19 protein-coding genes are annotated in these 19,360 nt (G+C 69.7%); 12 read left to right on the top strand and 7 right to left on the bottom strand.

The genetic code is table 11. From position 1 onward, the window contains the following. Window positions 1-27 precede the first annotated feature (27 nt). From ABEA43_RS34240 to hppD, 3 genes are read right to left on the bottom strand one after another with little or no spacing between them, the layout of a single operon-like run. Window positions 28-1,440 carry a M1 family metallopeptidase gene (locus ABEA43_RS34240; RefSeq protein WP_345568426.1) on the bottom strand — a complete coding sequence of 471 codons (1,413 nt, stop codon included), beginning with the start codon at window positions 1,438-1,440 and terminating at the stop codon, window positions 28-30. A gap of 46 nt (window positions 1,441-1,486) precedes the next feature. Next, entirely contained in the window at window positions 1,487-1,930 is a 444-nt protein-coding gene (locus ABEA43_RS34235) for an RDD family protein (RefSeq protein WP_345568425.1), read from the bottom strand. A 34-nt stretch (window positions 1,931-1,964) separates the two neighbouring features. Then, a complete protein-coding gene (gene hppD / locus ABEA43_RS34230) occupies window positions 1,965-3,047 on the bottom strand; it encodes a 4-hydroxyphenylpyruvate dioxygenase (RefSeq protein ID WP_345568423.1) in 1,083 nt (360 codons plus the stop codon). A 130-nt stretch (window positions 3,048-3,177) separates the two neighbouring features. On the opposite strand from hppD, the gene ABEA43_RS34225 reads away from it, so the two are divergent. Together ABEA43_RS34225 and ABEA43_RS34220 are read left to right on the top strand one after the other, a co-directional pair. After that, window positions 3,178-3,657 carry an Lrp/AsnC family transcriptional regulator gene (locus ABEA43_RS34225; RefSeq protein WP_345568421.1) on the top strand — a complete coding sequence of 160 codons (480 nt, stop codon included), beginning with the start codon at window positions 3,178-3,180 and terminating at the stop codon, window positions 3,655-3,657. A gap of 215 nt (window positions 3,658-3,872) precedes the next feature. Beyond that, window positions 3,873-5,912: a transglycosylase domain-containing protein gene (locus ABEA43_RS34220; protein ID WP_345568420.1), complete on the top strand. Its 2,040-nt coding sequence runs from the start codon at window positions 3,873-3,875 to the stop codon at window positions 5,910-5,912. Here ABEA43_RS34220 and ABEA43_RS34215 read toward each other — a convergent pair. Beyond that, window positions 5,909-7,900 (bottom strand): thioredoxin domain-containing protein, encoded by a 1,992-nt coding sequence (locus ABEA43_RS34215; RefSeq protein ID WP_345568419.1) that lies wholly within the window; start codon window positions 7,898-7,900, stop codon window positions 5,909-5,911. The genes ABEA43_RS34220 and ABEA43_RS34215 overlap by 4 nt on opposite strands. A 115-nt stretch (window positions 7,901-8,015) precedes the next feature. Between ABEA43_RS34215 and ABEA43_RS34210 the strand changes: the two genes are divergently transcribed. Next, window positions 8,016-9,164 (top strand): hypothetical protein, encoded by a 1,149-nt coding sequence (locus ABEA43_RS34210; RefSeq protein ID WP_345568511.1) that lies wholly within the window; start codon window positions 8,016-8,018, stop codon window positions 9,162-9,164. Window positions 9,165-9,170: 6 nt separating this feature from the next. Here ABEA43_RS34210 and ABEA43_RS34205 read toward each other — a convergent pair whose 3' ends face one another. The 3 genes from ABEA43_RS34205 to mca form a co-directional block, all read right to left on the bottom strand. Next, window positions 9,171-9,461, bottom strand: a complete 291-nt coding sequence (locus ABEA43_RS34205) for a GNAT family N-acetyltransferase (protein ID WP_345568417.1) — start codon at window positions 9,459-9,461, stop codon at window positions 9,171-9,173. Continuing rightward, window positions 9,462-9,623 (bottom strand): hypothetical protein, encoded by a 162-nt coding sequence (locus ABEA43_RS34200; protein ID WP_345568415.1) that lies wholly within the window; start codon window positions 9,621-9,623, stop codon window positions 9,462-9,464. 69 nt (window positions 9,624-9,692) lie between these two features. Further along, window positions 9,693-10,577 carry a mycothiol conjugate amidase Mca gene (gene mca, locus ABEA43_RS34195; protein ID WP_345568413.1) on the bottom strand — a complete coding sequence of 295 codons (885 nt, stop codon included), beginning with the start codon at window positions 10,575-10,577 and terminating at the stop codon, window positions 9,693-9,695. Window positions 10,578-10,739: 162 nt separating this feature from the next. On the opposite strand from mca, the gene ABEA43_RS34190 reads away from it, so the two are divergent. The 9 genes from ABEA43_RS34190 to ABEA43_RS34150 all read left to right on the top strand — a co-directional run bounded on the left by ABEA43_RS34190 (window position 10,740) and on the right by ABEA43_RS34150 (window position 19,274). Beyond that, window positions 10,740-11,159, top strand: a complete 420-nt coding sequence (locus ABEA43_RS34190; protein ID WP_345568412.1) for a DUF4307 domain-containing protein — start codon at window positions 10,740-10,742, stop codon at window positions 11,157-11,159. Between the two features lie 108 nt (window positions 11,160-11,267). Further along, window positions 11,268-11,768, top strand: a complete 501-nt coding sequence (gene greA / locus ABEA43_RS34185) for a transcription elongation factor GreA (protein WP_345568411.1) — start codon at window positions 11,268-11,270, stop codon at window positions 11,766-11,768. A gap of 122 nt (window positions 11,769-11,890) precedes the next feature. Continuing rightward, complete coding sequence (locus tag ABEA43_RS34180) at window positions 11,891-13,078, top strand: C40 family peptidase (protein WP_345568409.1); 1,188 nt, start codon at window positions 11,891-11,893, stop codon at window positions 13,076-13,078. Window positions 13,079-13,151: 73 nt separating this feature from the next. Beyond that, the gene (locus ABEA43_RS34175) at window positions 13,152-13,673 is read left to right on the top strand and encodes an Rpb4 family DNA-directed RNA polymerase subunit (RefSeq protein ID WP_345568407.1); all 522 of its coding nucleotides are present in this window, start codon (window positions 13,152-13,154) and stop codon (window positions 13,671-13,673) included. A gap of 249 nt (window positions 13,674-13,922) precedes the next feature. After that, window positions 13,923-15,788: a phosphoenolpyruvate carboxykinase (GTP) gene (locus ABEA43_RS34170; protein ID WP_345568405.1), complete on the top strand. Its 1,866-nt coding sequence runs from the start codon at window positions 13,923-13,925 to the stop codon at window positions 15,786-15,788. A gap of 74 nt (window positions 15,789-15,862) precedes the next feature. Further along, the gene (locus ABEA43_RS34165) at window positions 15,863-16,852 is read left to right on the top strand and encodes a TIGR04222 domain-containing membrane protein (RefSeq protein ID WP_345568404.1); all 990 of its coding nucleotides are present in this window, start codon (window positions 15,863-15,865) and stop codon (window positions 16,850-16,852) included. A 120-nt stretch (window positions 16,853-16,972) separates the two neighbouring features. After that, window positions 16,973-17,929: a TIGR04222 domain-containing membrane protein gene (locus ABEA43_RS34160; RefSeq protein WP_345568403.1), complete on the top strand. Its 957-nt coding sequence runs from the start codon at window positions 16,973-16,975 to the stop codon at window positions 17,927-17,929. Next, a complete protein-coding gene (locus ABEA43_RS34155) occupies window positions 17,926-18,879 on the top strand; it encodes an MbnB/TglH/ChrH family RiPP precursor modification enzyme (protein WP_345568402.1) in 954 nt (317 codons plus the stop codon). The genes ABEA43_RS34160 and ABEA43_RS34155 overlap by 4 nt, the downstream gene beginning before the upstream one ends. Then, window positions 18,876-19,274, top strand: coding sequence for an SCO6045 C-terminal-like domain-containing protein (locus ABEA43_RS34150; protein WP_345568401.1), 399 nt, complete (start codon window positions 18,876-18,878; stop codon window positions 19,272-19,274). The genes ABEA43_RS34155 and ABEA43_RS34150 overlap by 4 nt, the downstream gene beginning before the upstream one ends. Window positions 19,275-19,360 lie beyond the last annotated feature (86 nt).

Raw genomic sequence — 19,360 nt, 5'->3', positions numbered from 1 at the left:
GAGCGACGAAAAGCGTTTCCTGGCGGCTCAGGCGGGACGGCGCGGCTGGTAGAGCCAGGCGTCGAAGAGCGGGCCGAGGTCCTTGCCGGACATCTGCTCCGCGAGGTCGATGAAGCTCTCCGTGGTGACGTGACCATAGCGGTGGCCCGCCGTCCACGCCTTCAGGAGCTGGAAGAACGTCTGGTCGCCCACGGCCTTGCGCAGGGCGTGCAGGGTCATGCCGCCGCGGGTGTAGACCGACTGGTTGAACAGGTCGTCGGGCTTGGCCCGGCCCGGCGGGTAGGACCACATCGGGTCGGTGGCCGGGCGCTTGTGGTAGTCGTTGAAGATGGCCTCGGCGGTCTGCTTGCCCTTGTGCTCCGACCACAGCCACTCGGCGTAGGTGGCGAATCCCTCGTTGAGCCAGAGGTCCTTCCACCGGCTGATGGTCAGGCTGTCGCCGAACCACTGGTGGGCCAGCTCGTGCGCGATGATGCTCTCGTCGGGCTCGAAGCCGCCGTAGATGGGCTTGGTCTGGTTCTCCAGCGCGTAGCCGGCCGAATAGTCGTCGACCACGCCGCCGGTCGAGGAGAACGGGTAGGGGCCGAAGACCGTGCCCCAATAGTCGGTGACCTCGCCGGAGACGGTGTAGAGCTTGTCGAGCGAGGTCTTGAACTTGGGGTCGGTGGCGGCGAAGTTCGGGATGCCGCCGGGGGTCTTGCCCTGGCGCAGGTCGAACTTGCCGAGCGTGGCCGTGGCCAGGTAGGAGGCCATCGGGTGGCGCTCGCTCCACCGGTAGGTGGTCTTGCCGCCCGCGGTCACAGGCTGTCCGGTGAGCTCGCCGTTGGCCACGGCGGTGACCCCGGCGGGCACGGTGATCGCGAAGTCGAACGTGGCCTTGTCGGCGGGGTGGTCGTTGTTGGGGAACCAGGTCTTGGAGCCGTTGGGCTCGGAGGTCACGAACGCGCCGTCGGCGGTCGAGATGAAGCCGTACGTGCCCAGGTTGGAGCTGTCCTTGGCCGGTTTGGGCACGCCGGAGTAGGTGACCTTGACGGTGAACCCGGCGTTCTTGTCGACCGGCTCCGGGGGCGTCACGGTCAGCTCGTCGCCCTTGCGGGTGAACGTGGCCGGCGCGTCGTCCACGGTGATCCCGCGCACGTCGAGCCCCGACAGGTCGAGGTTGAAGCTCGACAGGTTTTGAGTGGCGGCGGCCTGGATCGTGGTCACCCCTTCGAGCCGCTTGGTCGTGGGGGCGTAGTCGACGACCAGGCCGTAGTGGGCGACGTCGTAGCCGCCGTTGCCGTCGGCGGGGAAGTCGGGGTCGCCGATGCCGGGCGCGCCCGCGGTGTAGCCGTTGGCGGACTCCGCCTGACCGGCCGGCGGGGGCTCGTCGGCGGGTGCGCAGGCCAGGACGCTGATCAGCGCCGCCAGCAATGCCATCCCGCGCCTGTTGGAACGCATAGGCGAGCGAGCCCCCTTCAAATCGTGACCAAAATCTTACGCTGAGTCAGGCATTGACGACGACCGTCCTGGCGGCCTTGTCGTGAAGGGCCTGTTTGCGGGGGTCGAAGAGGATCCAGCCGAGATCCAGCAGGAGGCCGACGCAGCACAGCCATTCGAGCGCGCTCGCCACGGCCTGCCGGACGGCGGCCTGACCTACGCCTATCCTTCCGCCGCTGTCCTGCACCACGCGCATGCCGAACAGTTTCTTGCCCAGAGTCTGGCCGTTCCAGAAGGCGTGCAGCAACCAGAAGTAGAGAAAAGCCACGAGCCCGGCCAGGAAGGTGTGCTCCACCGGGAAGCGGTCCCAGACGCCCTTGTTGCCGTCCCAGGCGTACTCCCAGCTCGTCCAGCTGAAAGGCGCGGAGACGATGTTGACGATCAGCCAGTCGAGGACGCCGGCGAACAGCCGCCGCCAGCGCCCCGCCAGCCCTGGTGGCGGCAGTCCCATGATGTCGTGATGACCACCACTAAGTCGGGACAAACTAAAGGTTGCCCCTGCGTTCCTGCTCGCGCTCGATCGCCTCGAACAGCGCCTTGAAGTTGCCCTTGCCGAATCCGAGCGAGCCGTGCCGCTCGATCAGCTCGAAGAAGACCGTGGGCCTGTCCTGCACCGGCTGGGTGAAGATCTGCAGCAGGTAGCCGTCCTCGTCGCGGTCCACCAGGATCTTGCGGCTCTTCAGCTCCTCGATCGGCGCCCGCACCTCGCCGATGCGCGCGCGCAGCTCGGGGTCCTCGTAGTAGGAGTCGGGCGTGTCCAGGAACTGCACGCCGGCCGCCCGCATGTGGTCGACCGTGGTGAGGATGTCGTTGGTGGCGAGCGCGATGTGCTGCACGCCGGGACCGCCGTAGAAGTCGAGATATTCGTCGATCTGCGACTTCTTGCGGCTCACGGCCGGCTCGTTGAGCGGGAACTTGACCTTGCGCGTCCCGTCCGCGACGACCTTGGACATGAGCGCCGAGTATTCGGTGGCGATGTCGTCGCCGACGAACTCGGCCATGTTCGTGAAGCCCATGACCTGGCGGTAGAACTCCACCCACTCGTCCATCTTGCCCAGCTCGACGTTGCCGACGCAGTGGTCGACGGCCTGGAACAGCCGCCCGGTCCTGGTCGCGGGCGGCGCCACCAGCGGCTGCGCGGGCGCGTACCCGGGCAGGTAGGGGCCGCCGTAGTTGGACCTGTCGACCAGCGTGTGCCGCGTCTGGCCATAGGCGGCGATGGCCGCGAGCACCACCTTGCCGTGCTCGTCCTCCAGCGTGTACGGCTCCGCCAGCCCCGTGGCCCCATGAGCGACCGCGTGGGCGTACCCCGCCTCCACGTCCGGCACCTGGATCGCCAGGTCGACCACCCCGTCACCGTGCTCCGCGACGTGCCGCGCCATCGGCGTGCCGGGCCTGATCGACGACCTGAACTCGAACGTGGCACCACCCGAGGTCAGCACGTACGCGCTCTCGTCGCGGCTGCCGTTCTCCGGCCCGCGATAGGCCACGAGCTTCATGCCGAACGCGGTCGAGTAGTAGTGGGCGGCCTGCTTGGCGTTGCCCACGGCGAACACCACGGCGTCCATGCCATTAACCGGAAAGACATCATTCATACTGCCAACTCTCGAATTTACTGGACGAGTTGCGCAAGGGTTACTTCATAGAGTGCACAACCTGCCTAGTGCCACAGCGAAATGTCCGGTAGATGTGTACAGCATGACGATCGATGACCTTGACGCCAGACTCATCGCCCTCCTGACGGCCGAGCCCCGGCTGGGCGTGCTGGAGTGCTCGCGCCGGCTCGGCGTGGCCCGTGGCACGGTCCAGGCCAGGCTGGACCGCCTGACCGCCAGGGGAGTGATCACCGGGTTCGGTCCCGACGTGTCGCCGGAGGCGCTCGGCTACGACGTCACGGCGTTCGTCAGCATGGAGATCAGGCAGGTCGCCGGGCACGATCCGGTGGCGGATCGGCTGGCCCGCATTCCCGAGGTTCTGGAGGTCCATACGATCACCGGCGACAGCGATCTTCTCTGCCGCGTGGTCGCCAGGAACAATGCCGATTTGCAGCGGGTAATCGATGAGATCGTGGAGGTTCAGGGCGTACTCAGGACTAATTCGATCATCGCCCTTGACACTCCGGTTCCCTACCGAGTGCTGCCTTTGGTCGCCGATGTTCCGCGTCGGGGCGCGCGGTAGCCGTACTATCGGCAGAGGGACGAAGCACCGTTGTCGATCGTTTACTCTTGGCATTCGCCCAGCTTGCGGGGGTTGGGCGACGCTTGACGAGGGGGTCGAGGGTGCGGATCGGTGGTGGAAACGGGATGGGAAAACGGCGGATTATCCGGCTTCTACTGATTTCATTTGGTGCCGGAATCCTCGTGCTGGTCGGGCTTTTCGCCATCGCATGGGCCATGACTCCTATTCCCGACACGACGCAGAAGCAGGCCACCGCGCAAGGCTCGGTGATCTATTACCGCGACGGCAAGACGGTGCTCGCCCGGCAGGGGATCGACCGCAAGAACGTCGAATTGGCAAAGGTGCCCGAGCACGTACGCGCCGCCGTCATCGCGGCCGAGAACCGCTCCTTCTACGAGGACGGCGGCGTCTCGCTCAAGGGCACCGCGCGGGCCGTCTGGTCCACCCTCAGCGGGCAGCAGCTCCAGGGCGGCTCGACCATCACCCAGCAGCTCGTGCGCAACTACTACAGCGGCCTCAGCCAGGAACGCTCCATCACCCGCAAGTTCAAAGAGATCCTCATCTCGATGAAGGTCGACCAGTCCAAGTCGAAGGACTGGGTGCTGGAGCAGTACCTCAACACGATCTACTTCGGCCGCGGCGCCAACGGCGTCCAGTCGGCCGCCCGCGCCTACTTCGGCAAGGACGTGGCGGAGCTGAGCGTCGCCGAGGGAGCCTACCTCGCGGCGGTGATCCAGCAGCCCAGCCGGTTCGCCGACCCGAAGGGCACCGATCTGGCGGCGGCCCAGGTGCGCTGGCGGTCGGTGATCGAGGCCATGCGGCAGACCGGCGCGCTGACGGCCGAGCAGACGGCGGCCGAGCGCTTCCCCACGCTCAAGGCCCCCAAGAAGCCGTTCGAGCTCAAGGGCCAGGCCCAGTACATGCTCGAACAGGTGACCGCCGAGCTCAACCGGCGCGGCTACACCGACGAGGACATCAACGGCGGCGGGCTGCGGATCGTCACCACGTTCGACAAGAAGCTCATGGCGGCGGCCGAGCAGGCGGTCAACGACGTCCTGCCGGACGCCACGCCCAAGAAGGTGCGCACCGGGCTGGCGGCCGTCGATCCGGCCAGCGGCGAGGTGATCGCCTTCTACGGGGGCCGTCCCTCGCAGTCGGCCTATTACGACAGCGCGTTCTCGGCCAAGGTCATGGCCGGATCGACGTTCAAGCCGTACACGCTGGCGGCGGCCCTGAACAACGGCTTCGACCTGTCCACCAGGGTCGACGGCAACTCACCGCTGCGTGTGGCGTCGGCGGCCGAGCCGATCCCGAACGACAGCGGGCGCTCCTACGGCGAGATCAACCTGGTGAGCGCTACCCAGAACTCCGTCAACACCGCGTTCGTGGACCTCGGCCAGAAGGTCGGGCTGGACAAGGTCGCCAAGACCGCCGAGGCGGCCGGCATCCCCGAGGGCCAGCTCCAGCAGCACGAGAGCGCCGCCTCCTTCCCGCTCGGCGTGGCCTCCGTCAGCGCCGTCCAGAACGCCTCGGGCTTCTCCACGTTCGCCAACAAGGGCGTCCACATGGAGGCCCACGTGGTCAAGTCGGTCACCGACGGCCAGGGCAAGAAGGCGGTCGTCAAGCCGGTCGCGACCAAGGCGATCAGCGAGCAGGCCGCCGCGGACACCACGTACGCGATGCAGCAGGTCGTCAAGTACGGCACCGGCACCGCCGCCAGGCTCTACGACCGCCCGGTGGCCGGCAAGACGGGCACCACGGACGACTCGGCGTCGGTGTGGTTCAACGGGTTCACGCCGCAGCTCGCGGTGGCGGTCGACATGTTCCGCGACGACAACGCCACGGTCAAGATCCCCGGGTACGGCACGCAGTTCGGCGGCCAGCTGCCCGCGCAGATCTGGCGGGCGTTCATGACCGAGGCCATGGCGGGCGAGCCGGTCGAGGAGTTCCCCGAGCCGTCCGACTACGGCTACACCTCCGACTACTCGGTGCCCGACCAGGACAGGGACGTGCCGGACCAGGAGTACACGCCCCCGGCGAACCCGGACGGCTCGACCACCCCCGAGCCCGACCCCACGTCCAGCGGCCCGCCCGCCACCGGCGAGCCGGACGTCGACGGGGGTGACGACCAGCCCGAGACGACCGACCCGTCGGCCACCGAGCTCCCCGACCAGCCCTCGACGGAGTCCGACAGTGATACGGGCAGGGGCACCGGCAGAGGCGGCGACGGGGCCGGCCGCTCGCCCACCGGTTAACGCGCCAGCTCGGCCCGCAGCTCCTCGACGGTGGTCACGGGCATCCGGCAGGTGAATCCCCTGCACACGTACGCCGCGGGCGCCTCGCCGACCGTCCCGCGGCCTTCCAAGAGCGCGGGATAGACGTCTCTGGGCACGAGCGGATCTCCCGAGCCCCGGTCGTCGGCATCGCCGGACCCGAGCGCGACCACCAGGCCGGGCACGTCGGCGAGCAGCGCCTGCCGGTGCAGCGCGGCCGTGCGCGGATCGCCGGCGGGGCCCACGACGGCCACCTCGACCGGCCCGTCCAGCGCAGCCCGCGCCACGGCCAGCCCCCAGCCCGCGAACCTGGCGTGGCCCGTCGCCAGCACGGACACGCTCCCCAGAGCCGCCTGGGCGGCCTCACGGTGCCGGGCGGAGCCGGTCAGCGCACCGTAGGACAGCAGCGCGCCCGCGGCCGCGTACTGGCCCGAGGGGGTGGCGTTGTCCGTGGGGTCCTGGGGCCGCTGGAAGAGCCGCTCGGCGTCGTCCGCCGTGTCGTAGAAGCCGCCCGTTCCGTCGGCGAACCTGTCGAGCACGGTGTCCAGCAGCGTGCCCGCCAGCCTGAGCCACCTGGCCTCGCCGGTGACGCCGTACAGGGAGATGAGCCCTTCCGCCACGTTCGCGTAGTCCTCAAGGACTCCGGCGTTCGTGCCCGCCCGGCCGTCGCGCGAGGTGCGCAGCAGCCTGCCGTCCACCACGTGGGTGCTCGCGAGCAGCTCGGCGGCCTCGGTGGCGGCGGTCACGAGATCGGGCCGCTCGAACACCACGCCGGTCTCCGCCAGCGCCGCGATGGCCAGGCCGGTCCACGAGGCCACGACCTTGTCGTCGCGCCCTGGACGGACCCGCAGCTCCCTGGCGGCCAGCAGGCGCTCCCGGACGGCGGCGTAGCGCTCGGGGTCGCCGGGGTCGCGCGGGAGCTGCAGCACGGACGTGCCGTGCTCGAACGTCCCCGTCACCTCGAACAAGCTGGCCGCCCACCGCCCGTCGTCCTCGCCGAGCACCTCGCTCAGCTCCTCGGGCGTCCAGACGTAGAACTTGCCCTCCACGCCCTCGCTGTCGGCGTCGAGCGCGGAGGCGAACCCGCCCTCGGGCGTGCGCAGCTCACGCAGCAGCCAATCGGCCGTCTCCAGCGCGACCCGCCGCGCCAGGTCGCCGCCGCCCGCCTTCCACCAGTGCGTGTAGACCCGCAGCAGCAGGGCGTTGTCGTAGAGCATCTTCTCGAAGTGCGGCACGACCCACTGCGCGTCCACGCTGTAGCGGGCGAACCCGCCGCCGAGCTGGTCGTACAGCCCGCCGCGGGCCATCGCCGCCAGCGTGCCCCCGCTCATCTCGCGCTCGCCGGAGCGCAGCAGGAACTCCAGCACCATGGACGGCGGGAACTTGGGCGCCCCGCCGAACCCGCCGCTGCGCGCGTCGAAGGAGTCCCTGAGACTCTGTACGGCCACCGCGAGCGTCTCCTCGCCGGGCACGGCACCGCCGGGCAGCGTGGTGTTCGCGTTGAGCGCCTCCACCACCTTCGCCCCCTGCTGGAGCACGGAGTCCTTCTCGCTCGCCCACACGCGGCCGACCTCGGTGAGCAGGCGCTGGAAGTGCGGGCGCGGGAAGTAGGTGCCGCAGTAGAACGGATGCCCGTCGGGCGTCGCGAACACCGTCATGGGCCAGCCGCCCTGCTGCGTCATGGCCTGCGTGGCGCTCATGTAGACGGCGTCCACGTCGGGCCGCTCCTCGCGGTCCACCTTCACGTTGACGAAGTGCTCGTTCATCAGCCGGGCCGTCTCGGCGTCCTCGAAGCTCTCATGGGCCATGACATGACACCAGTGGCATGCCGAATAGCCCACGCTGATCAGCAGGGGCACGTCACGGCGACGGGCCTCCGCGAACGCCTCGTCGCCCCACGGGTGCCAGTCCACCGGATTGGCCGCGTGCTGCAGCAGGTAGGGGCTCGTGGCATCTTTCAAGCGGTTCATCAGGACCTCCTCCGTTCACCCTAAACCGCGGTGCTCGCAGGCCAGGGGTGACGCGATCGACGTGTTCACCGGCTGACTCGGACGGCCGCGACGGCGTAGGTTACGGGGCGTGGATATGGACTTCGTCTGCGCCCACGCCGGACGCCCGGCGACCGCCCTCACGCGCAGGGACGTGGCTCGCGCGCTGCTCGCCGTGCCCTCGGGCGTGGCGCTCGTGGGGCTGCCCGACCTGCGGCGGGCGCTGATGTCCGCCGGCAACCCGCTCTCCCTGCCGTTCTGGGACTCCGCCAAGTCGACCCTCAGCTCGATCGAATCGGGCGTCGCCACGGTCGGCGACGTGCAGCGCTGGGTCGAGTCCACCGGCACCGAGCCGATCCTCATGACGCCGAGCTACTTCGTCTGGCCTGAGGAGGACGAGCGCGGGCCGGTGGCCGCGGAGATGTTCCGCCGCCTGGTCGCCCACCTCGAAGAGCTCGTGGAGATGGGCGAGATCGACCCCGACGCGCTGGCGGCGGGCGACCAGGACGCCCGCGCCGCGTACGAGAGCCTCCAGGAGCACTGGCTGGGCACGCCGTTGCAGGACGGCCGGGTGCCCGGGTTCTCGGTCAGCGACGAGCAGGACGAGGAGCTGTTCGCCGCCTGGGACGAGGAGGAGGCCTTCGCGCTGTCCGAGCTGCGGCGCATCGTGGGCGGGCTGCCCAAGCAGCCTGAGCTGCCCCTGACGGAGCTGGAGAGCGCCGTGGCGCGCCTGCGCGGGCTGCTGGCACTGCCCGGCTACCCCGGCAACGTGCTGCGGGCCTGCGCCGGTTTCGACGACCGGCCGGTCCCCGACGACGACATGGAGCTGTGGCTGGCGCTGGCGGCCGGGGTCGCGGGGCCCGTGTCGGACCTGTCGGAGAACGGCGACGTGCTGGAGGAGTTCGCCGATCTCGACGGGGAGCTCAGCATGGAGGACGCGGCGCTGGCGAATCTCTGCGCGATCCAGCACGCGGACTGGCTGGCCGGAGTCGCGGCGCTGGCCAGGCTCGGGCCGGGGGTGCTCGCCTCGCCCGAGCGGATGGCCAGGCTCATCGCGGAGTCCGAGGACATCGACGTCGACGACCAGGACGAGGACGACCTCGACGCCACCGAGGGGTTGTTCACCTCGGTGGTGAGCCTGTGGGTCTATCTCGGCGTCGTGAACGCGGACGAGGTGCTCACGCCGCTGGGCTGGTGGGGACTGCCGAAAGCACTGGAGCGCGCCTGGTCGTCCGCCGCCGACTGAGCGGCCTCAGTGCTCCTCGGCGTCGACCAGCTCTTTGAACTCCGGGTGACGGTCGATGTATTTCGCCACGTAGGGGCAGAGCGGCACGACGCGCAGGCCGGTGTCGGCGCTCGCCTGGAGCGCGTGGCTGACCAGCTTGCTCGCCAGGCCCTGCCCTTCGTACGCGGGCAGCACCTCGGTGTGCGTGAAGACGATCTTGGTGGGCAGCAGGCGATAGTCGGCGAACCCGGCGACCTTGCCGTCTACGAGAGCCTCGAAACGGTTTTCGGTCGAGTTGTCGACTATTTGGATCGGCATCTATTCGGCCTTCTTGTCCGCGTCGCCCTCGTGTGGCACCTGGATCTTCGTCATCTGCTTGTTCATCGACTTGATCAACATATACAGGGCCACACCGATGAGCGCCACCACGACGAAGCCGAGCAGGCCCGGACTCACATCACCCGCTGCTAGAACTGTCACACTTCCAGTCTGCCACCAGGAACCCATGGTCCCGCCAGCGGCTCCGTCGGTGGCCCGTCAATGGCTCCGTCAGTGGCAGGCGGGTGAGACGTCGTCGGCGTGGATGCCCGCGAACAGGTCGTCCTCCGGCAGCGCCGTGTCCACCAGCGAGCGCGCCAGGTGGTAGTCCTCGGTGGGCCAGATCTCCTCCTGCAGCTCGCGCGGGCAGACGAACCAGAAGCCGTCCGGGTCCACCTGGGTGGCATGGGCCAGCAGCGCCTCGTCGCGGATCTGGAAGTAGTCGCCGCACGGCACCCGCGTGGTCACCGGCCACTTGGCGGGGCGGTCCTCCCAGCGCGAGATCCAGTCGGCGTAGGGGGAGCCGAGGCCGCGCTCGTTCATGGCCTCGTGCAGGGCCTCGAAGCGCTCCTTGGTGAACCCCATCTGGTAGTAGAGCTTCAGCGGCTGCCACGGGTCGCCGGAGCCCGGGTAGCGGTCGGGGTCGCCGGCCGCGTCGAAGGCCTCGACGGAGACCTTGTTGGTCATGATGTGGTCGGGGTGCGGGTAGCCGCCGTCGTCGTCGTACGTGATGATCACGTGCGGCCTGAACGCGCGCACGGCCGCCACGAGCGGCGCCGAGGCGTCCTCCAGCTTCTGCAGGGCGAAGCAGCCCTCGGGCAGCTCCTCCTCCTCGTTCTCCGGCAATCCGGAGTCGACGAAGCCCATGAAACGCTGCTCCACGCCGAGGATCTCGCGCGCTCGCGCCATCTCGGCCCTGCGCACCTCGCCGATGTCGGCCACGATCTCGGGCCGGTCCATCTTGGGGTTGAGCACCGATCCCCGCTCACCGCCCGTGAGAGTACAGACCAGCACTTCCACGCCTTCGCGCACGTAACGCGCCATCGTGGCGGCGCCCTTGCTCGACTCGTCGTCGGGATGGGCGTGGACGGCCATCAATCTCAGCGGTGCACTCACGAGCGCGCTCTCCTCATAGGGTCTCCTCAGGCGGGAGGACCGGTCAGTAGCCCAGAGAGGTTAGTTTCTGCTGGGCGGTCGCGAGGGCCCAGTCGTCTACCGGTACCCCCGCGGGCGACAATTGTCTCGGATAACGCTGAGGGAGTGCAGGGAGATTCCGCCATGGTCACCAGAGATGCCGAGAACGGTCCCGTTCTCGGCACGCCCGACGACTTTCCCGATCGTCCCAAGCGACGCGGCAGGCTCGTCGTCCACATCGTGATCGGCGTGCTGGTGGCCATCATCGCGGGCGGCTGGGGCTACGTGATGTGGTCGATGACGGCAGGGGGCTCCGAGGCGCCGTCGCAGGTCGTGTCGTTCAGTGTGGGCAGTCCGAATCGGGCCGAGATCACCTTTGAGGTGTACAAGGCAGACGATAGGGTGGCGGTCTGCCGGATCAGGGCACTGGACGTCTATCACGCGGAAGTGGGCAGCAAGGAAGTAAGAATCCCGGCTGGTGGGGGTAGTAAGCAGCTCAAGGAAAGCCTCGACACCAGCGGTCAGGCCACTTCTGTCCACATCCAGTACTGCAATCTCGTATAGTGAGACGTTTGGGGAAGCGTTGGAGCGGTTAAGTTGTTAGCCTTTCGCAATTCAACCGGACGCAACCTCAAGTGATCTCAGGGCCCCCTAGGCAAGCAAGGAGAACCCGTGGCCGACTCTCGCGATGAGAACGTCACATGGCTGACGCAGGAGGCGTACGACCGCCTGAAGGCGGAGTACGAACATCTGTCTGGCCCCGGGCGCGTCGACATCGCCAAGAAGATCGAGGCCGCCCGTGAGGAGGGCGACCTCAAGGAGAACGGCGGCTACCACGCGGCCAAGGACGAGCAGGGCAAGATGGAGGCCCGCATCTTCCACCTCCGGCAGATCATCGACAACGCCCAGGTGGGAGAGGCCCCCAAGGCCGAGGGAGTGGTCGGCCCAGGCATGACTGTGACGATCCGGTTCGTCGGCGACGACGACGAGGTCACCTTCCTGCTCGCCTCTCGCGAGGAGAGCGGCGCACCGATCGACGTCTACTCGCCCAGATCCCCCCTCGGGGCGGCGATCAACGGCAAGAAGATCGGTGAGAAGGCCACCTACTCCATGCCCAACGGACGCCAGAACACCGTCGAGATCCTCGAGGCTGTGCCGTACATCGGCAACTGACACCCATGGATGACCACCGCCGGGCCCACGCTGGCCCGGCGGAATTTTCGCATTCGTCCGGCATTCGGCAGGACTTAAGCTTCCTGGTCAAGTCCAGGAAGCGGCGTAACACGTACAAGCTGGTGCCTTTTATCGTGGTCGCGCTCGTCGCGGTGCTGACCGCCGACGTGCTGCTGTTACTCCAGCCGGAGACCGCGATCGGGCCGGCCGCCGCGGGCGCACGGGCCACGCCCGCCTCGACGCCGATGGCGCAGAAGCAGGCGCGGCCCCGCACCAGCCCGCCGGCCAGCCAGCAGGCCCGCCCCGATGCCAGCCGGCCCGCCGTGGCGACGCAGCCGGTGGCGCCGCTCAGCAAGCTGCACAAGCCCAACCTGTTCGTCCTCACCCGCAAGCCCTTCACCAACGAGCTGCTGCAGAAGGTGGCCAAGCTGCGCGGGGTGCGGGCGCTGGAGCTGGCCGACGCGGCGTCCATCATGCTCGACGACAAGCGCGTGCAGACGCTCGGCGTTAACCCGTCCTCTTTCCGCTCCTACACCCCCAAGGTGACCGCCGCCTCCGACGCGCTGTGGCAGAACGTGGCGGCCGGGGACGTGGCGGTCTCGTTCGTGCTCGGCAACGACGGCGGGCTCGCGCTGCACCGCAAGGTGGCGGGTCCCGCGGGGACGCTGCGGATCGGCGCGTACGCCACCACCGGGTTCGGCGCGGTCGACGCCGTGGTGTCCAAGGACGTCGGCCGTACGCTCGGGCTCCCGCACGACAACGCGCTCATCGTCAGCGCGCCCAAGACCAACTCCGCCACGCTGCGCAAGGCCATCCTCAGAGCGCTGCCCAAGGGCACCCAGGTGGCCATGGTCAACCCGGTGCTGCCGGAGCCCCAGACCGTCAGGCAGAACTGGCCCGCGGGCTCGTTCATGACCGGCGACCAGCTCACCGTCGCGCTCAAGGCCGCGGTCTCCAAGCTCGGCAGGCCGTACGTGTGGGGCGCGGAGGGACCTGACACCTTCGACTGCTCGGGGCTGGTCCAGTGGGCCTACGGGCAGGCCGGGGTGCGGATGCCCAGGGTGACGCACCAGCAGTGGGTGACGGGGCCGCAGGTGTCGCTCGCGCAGGCGCAGCCGGGTGATCTGCTGTTCTGGCGCAATGACCCGACGAACCCGGCCTATATCTCGCATGTGGCGATTTATTGGGGTAACGGGAAGATGCTCCACGCGCCACGTACGGGCGACGTCGTCAAGATCGTCCCGGTGAACACCCGGAACCTGGCCGGCGTCGTGCGCGTCAGCCCCATAGCCGCGGCCAAGGTTCGCTAGCCTCCCGCATCCCCGTGCACACAGTCGTTTTCGACGCGTGCTTTTTCGCGCGCAACGGTGTAATGATGATTACATGGCAACAGACGACGAGACAGCACAGGTGCACGGCTGGTTCACCGGACGGCTCCCCGAGGGCTGGTTCACCGGTGCGCCCGAGATCGTCAGGGACCGCGAGGAGATCGCGGTGCTCGGCACGCTGCCCGGCCCTCCGGAGGACACTCCCGAGGCCGAGCGAGGGGCCCTGATCGAAGGGCTGGCCAGAAGGTTCAGGGAAGAGACGCGCGAGCAGCGCATCGAGATCGCCAGGGAGGCCGAGCGCAAGTTCCGGCAGAAGGTGTCCTGGGGCGTCGTCTGCGGTGGCGAGACTGTGATGTTCACCACACTGTCCGTGCCGGTGATGACCCGGCTGCGCCAGTCGGAGCGCCAGGTCCTCGACACTCTCGTGGCCGCCGGCGTGGCCAGGAGTCGCAGCGACGCCCTGGCCTGGTGCGTACGCCTGGTCGGGAGACACACCGACACGTGGCTCGCGGACTTGCGCGACGCACTTCAGCATGTCGACCGAGTTCGCTCCTCGGGGCCGGACGTCAATTCCTGAGTGCACCCAGCGGAAACGGCTCACCGAATGGACTAAACCACTTCGTGAATTGGTTTAGACCAGCACTATTGGACTGGACCACTGCGCTGAATTACTTCTTTTAAATCCGCTCGACTTGGGTAGGCTCCCCCAATCGTCAGGGCCGCTGCCTGCGGTGACGGCCACGCCAATAGGTCTATGCCAATTGGCTTTCTGGCCGCTTCGTCGTTAATGATGACTGGGCCCTGAGAGAGTGGAGGAGTCACAGCCGTGTCCGTTTCCGTGGAAGTAGACGCACCGACGACCAATGCCGAATTGGCCGCGTGGGTGCGCGAGATCGCAGCCCTGACCCAGCCTGACCGGATCGAGTGGTGCGACGGCTCGGAGGAGGAGTGGACGCGCCTGACCAACCTGCTCGTGGAGCAGGGGACACTCACGCGTCTGGCGGCCCGTCCCAACAGCTTCTACGCCAAGTCCGATCCCAGCGACGTGGCCCGAGTCGAGGACCGCACGTACATCTGCTCGGAGCGGGAGGAGGACGCGGGTCCCACGAACAACTGGATCGCTCCAGCGGAGATGCGCCAGACGTTCGGCGAGCTGTTCAGGGGCTGCATGCGCGGCCGCACGATGTACGTCGTGCCGTTCTGCATGGGCCCGCTGGGCGGCGAGATCTCGCAGCTCGGCGTCGAGATCACCGACTCCGCGTACGTGGCCGTGTCCATGCGGGTCATGACCAGGATGGGCGACAGGGCGCTGCGCCTGATCGAGGACCGCGGAGCGGCGCGACAGGCCGGAGAGAGCGAGGGACGAGCCAACGGAGGCCGCAGCAAGCGCGACCATGAGCACAGCGACTTCGTCAAGGCCGTCCACTCCGTCGGAGCCCCGCTGGAGTCCGGCGCGGCGGACAAGCCGTGGCCGTGCAGCTCCACCAAGTACATCAGCCACTTCCCCGAGACCAGGGAGATCTGGTCGTACGGCTCCGGCTACGGCGGCAACGCCCTGCTCGGCAAGAAGTGCTACGCCCTGCGCATCGCCAGCGTGATGGCCCGCGACGAGGGCTGGCTGGCCGAGCACATGCTCATTCTCAAGCTCACGCCGCCCTCGGGGGAGACGCGCTACATCGCCGCCGCCTTCCCGAGCGCCTGCGGCAAGACGAACCTCGCCATGCTCCAGCCCACGATTCCCGGCTGGAAGGTCGAGACGATCGGCGACGACATCGCCTGGATGCGCTTCGGCGACGACGGACGCCTGCACGCGATCAACCCGGAGGCGGGCTTCTTCGGCGTCGCGCCGGGCACCGGCGAGGTGACCAACGCCAACGCGGTCAAGACGCTCTGGGGCAACAGCATCTTCACCAACGTCGCGCTCACCGACGACGGCGACGTGTGGTGGGAGGGCCTGACCGACGAGCCGCCCGCGCACCTGACCGACTGGAAGGGCCGCTCCTGGACGCCCGACAGTGACGAGCCCGCCGCCCACCCGAACGCGCGCTTCACCACCCCTGCCTCCCAGTGCCCCACCATCGCACCCGAGTGGCAGGATCCCAAGGGCGTGCCCATCTCAGCCATCTTGTTCGGCGGGCGCCGCGCCACGGCCGTACCTCTGGTGACAGAGTCGCTGAGCTGGGAACACGGCGTCTTTCTCGGAGCCAACGTCGCCTCCGAGAAGACCGCCGCCGCCGAGGGCAAGGTCGGCGAGCTGCGCTACGACCCGTTCGCCATGCTGCCGTTCTGCGGCTACAACATGGGCGACTACTTCGGCCACTGGCTGAAGATCGGCCGTCGTCCGGGCGCCGAGCTGCCCCGGATCTTCTACGTCAACTGGTTCAGGAAGAACGCCGACGGCCAGTTCATCTGGCCCGGCTTCGGCGAGAACACCCGCGTGCTCAAGTGGATCGTGGACCGGCTCAACGGCGAGGCCGAGGCCGTGCCGACGCCGATCGGCCTGCTGCCCGGCGACCTCGACACCGACGGGCTGGACCTGTCCGACGAGGACCTGCGCACGCTGCTCACCGTCGACCGCGACGTATGGCGCGAGGAGGCCGCGCTCATTCCCGGCCACTTCGACAAGTTCGGCGCGCACCTGCCCAAGGAGCTGTGGGAGGAGTACAACGCGCTGCTCGACCGCCTCGGCTGAGTAAAAGACCCTTGTGCGGTACGGCGCCGCCCCCGTTAACTGGGCGAACTGCCGTACCGCGAGGGAGGGCCCCGGTGGACTTCGTCCTGCTCATTGCCGCTTTCGGCATGGTGTTCCTGGTCGGTGCGGCCGAGCAGCGCGTCGAGCGCGAGCGCAGGAGAGTCAGCCAGGCGACGCCCAGCGGGGCCGGGCACAGCCTGTCCCCCTACGAGCTGGCGTACCTGTCGGGTGGGCCACGGCGGGCCGTCAACACGGCGCTGGCCGTCCTCGCGACGGCCGGCGCCGTACGCGTGTCGCGCGGCTCGCTGGTCACCCCCGTCCACGGCGCGCCGCCCTCGCCGGTGCCGATCGAGCAGGCCGTCCTCGACACGCTGGCCGCCAGGCCAGGCGGCTACCGGGCGGCCGAGCTGCGGCGGGCTCTCGACGGGCATCCCGCGCTGGCCCAGCTCGCCGGCGGGCTGGCGGCGCGCGGCCTGACGGTCGACGAGGGGGCCTTCGCCACGGCGTGGCGGCACCGCGACCGGCTGCAGCTCGTCACGGTCCTCGCGGTGCTGTTCCTGGTGCTGGAGTTCGTCCTGGCCGGCGTCGGTGTGGCCGGGCAGAGGCAGGTGTTCCTCGGCGCGCTGTTCTTCGGCGGGATCGCCGTCGTCTCGGGGCTGGTCGGGCTCTACAAGCAGAAGCGCAAGCTCCGGAACGTCGTCACCAGGGAAGGGCGCGAGGTCCTGCGCTCGGCCCGCGTCTACCACCCGAGGGGCGTACAGGACCAGAGCTCGCTGGCCATGGCGGTGGGGGTGCCGGTCGCGCTGTACGGGCTGGCGGACGCCGGCGACCGGACGCTGTGCGACGAGCTGTCGGTCGGCGATCCCGGGGGCGACTGCGCCGGCGCGTGCGGGAGTCACAGCGGCGGCGACGGGAGCACCTTCGGCAGCGACTCCGGCGGCTCCTTCGGGGGCCTCGACTTCGGCGGCGGCGGGTCGAGCTGCGGGGGCGGCGGTTCGAGTTGCGGCGGGGGGTCGAGCTGCGGCGGCGGGGGCTCTAGCTGCGGCGGCGGATCGAGCGGCTGACCGCGCGGCGGCCGGAGGGTGCGCCGCCCGGAAACTGTGTCCACATCCGCGGAACCTTTATGCCGGTCTTACGCGTCTTCTCGGTACCCAGCCTGATCGGCTGCACGAGGGGGGCCGTCCATGGACCTGTTCCTGCTCATCCTTTCGGTGATCGTCGCGATGCTCGCCGGCCGCACCGCCGCCGCGATCAAGAGCGCTCACACCGCGATCCGAACGGCCCCAGGCGGCCCTCGCCTGCGCGGTCTCGACCACTACGACCTCGCCTATCTCACCGGCGGCCCGCACCGGGTGGCGAACACCGCCCTCGCGCTGCTGGCGGAGGCCGGGGCCATCCGGGTGTCGCGCGGGGGACGCGTGCACCACGTCAGTGCGGGCGCGGGCTCGCGCAACCCCGTCGACGACGTGGCGCTGAGCGTGGTCGCCGACCGGTCGGGGCTGCCGGTGATCGCGCTCAGGCGCGAGATCGCCAGGAGCCTGGCCGTGGACGCGATCAAGCAGCACCTCACGGGGCGGGGCCTGATCCTGCCCGACGATGCGTTCACCACGGTCAACCGGCTGAGCCGGCGGCTGAGGGGCCTGTCGGTGGTGGCGTTCGCGGGCGTCCTGCTTGATGGGGTGGTCCTGATCGCGGGGCCCGGCGTGCTTCCGTGGTCGTTGCTCGCGGGCGCCGCCCTTCTGCCGTGGGCCGGCCTGCTCGTCTTCGCCGGGACGGGGGTGGGGGCCGAGGTCGCCATCGCCGGGCATCGGCGCTCGCGGCGGACCACGGTGACCACGGCGGGGCGGGAGACGCTCGACGCGGCCATGCAGGCGAACGTCCAGGGCGTCGCGGCCGGCGCCGTGCCCGTCGCGCTCTACGGCCTCGGCGAGGTGCGCGACACCAGCCTGCGGGCCGAGCTCGGCGGGGGCGAGGGCCGTCGCCTGCGCCTGCACAAGTCCTCGTACGCTTGGTACGGCTCGGCGGCCGGCATGAGCTCGCACGGCGAGCCGGGGTGCGGTAGCGGTGCGAGCTGCGGCGGCGGGAGCGGTTGCGGCAGTGGTGGTGGCGGCGGTGGTTGCGGCGGCGGAGGAGGAGGGTGACGGTGCCCGACCTGGAGGCGGGATTCGAGCGGGGCGCACGGTCTGCGCCGGGGGCCTTCGAGCCGGGCGCGCGGCCCGGACCGGGGGCCTTCGAGCCGGGCGCGCGGCCCGGACCGGGGGCTGAGCCGGGCGGGCGGTCCGAGCTCGGGGTCGGCATCGGGTGGCGGCCCGAGCTGGATCTGACGATCGAGCGGATGGCCGGCGTCGACTTCCTGGAGGTGGTCGCGGAGAACATCAAGCCCGCGCACCTGCCCGAGTCGTTAGCCGTGCTGCTCGCCAGGGGGCTGCCGGTGATCCCGCACGGGGTCTCGCTCGGGGTCGGGGACGCGGAGCCGCCTTCCCCGGCCAGGCTCGCCCACCTGGCGGCCTGCGCGCAGGTCTTCGACGCGCCGCTGGTCAGCGAGCACCTGGCGTTCGTACGGGGCGGTGGGCTCGAAGCCGGGCACCTGCTCCCGGTGCCGCGCACGCGCGAGTCCTTGAGGGTCATCACGGAGAACGTGCGCAGGGCGCAGGACGCGCTGCCCGTCCCACTGGCCCTGGAGAACGTCGCCGCCATCTTCGGCTGGCCGGAGGACGAGCTGACCGAGGCCCAGTTCCTCGCCGAGCTGGTCGAGCGCACGGGGGTCAAGCTGCTGATCGACGTGGCGAACCTCTACACCAACCAGTTCAACCTGGGCCTGTCGGCGGTCGCGGCCCTCGACGCCCTGCCGCTGGAGCACCTCGCCTACGTGCACGTGGCCGGCGGATACGAGCATGACGGCATCTGGCACGACACGCACACCACCTCGGCGCCGCAGGCGATCCTCGACCTCCTCACCGAGCTGTGCTCCCGGGCCACGCCGCCGGGGGTGCTGCTGGAGTGGGACGACGACTATCCGAGCGACGCGGCGCTGGCCAACGAGCTGTCCCGGATCCGCGCGGCGATGTCCCTGGCCAGGGACCCGCGTTGACGCCCGGGGAGGGGCCATGGGAGGGGCGCGGCGAGGGGCCGGACGAAGGGCTGGGGGCGGCGCAGCGGAGGCTGGCCGAGGCGCAGGGGCGGGTGGTCGCGGCCCTGGTCGCGGGCGCGGACCCGCCCGAGGGGTTCGACCCCGAGCGCATCAGGCGGCAGGCGTCGAGCCTGATCGCCAAGCGCCGGACCATCGTGGCCAGGATCCGCCCCGACGTGGCCGCGGCGGCGGGCCGGGACCTGGCCGCGGAGTTCGCCGCCTACGCCCGCTCCCGCAGCGCGCCGCCGCCCGGCTACCGCGCCGACGCCGACGACTTCGCCGCCTGGCTGCGCGAACGCGGCCGAATGCCGGACCCGCCCCGCAAGCCCCGCTGGTGGTCCCGCCTCCTCCCCTGAGCCCGCCACCCGAGCCCGCCACCCGAGCCCGCCACCCGAGCGCGCCACCCGAGCGCGTCGCCCGAGCGCGTCGCCTCAGGGCCGGT

The sequence above is a fragment of the Nonomuraea rosea genome (genome assembly GCF_039539705.1).
In the GTDB taxonomy this organism is placed as follows: domain Bacteria; phylum Actinomycetota; class Actinomycetes; order Streptosporangiales; family Streptosporangiaceae; genus Nonomuraea; species Nonomuraea rosea.
The sequence above is the reverse complement of the archived record's forward strand: the minus strand, read 5'-3'. Positions and strand labels throughout refer to the sequence as shown.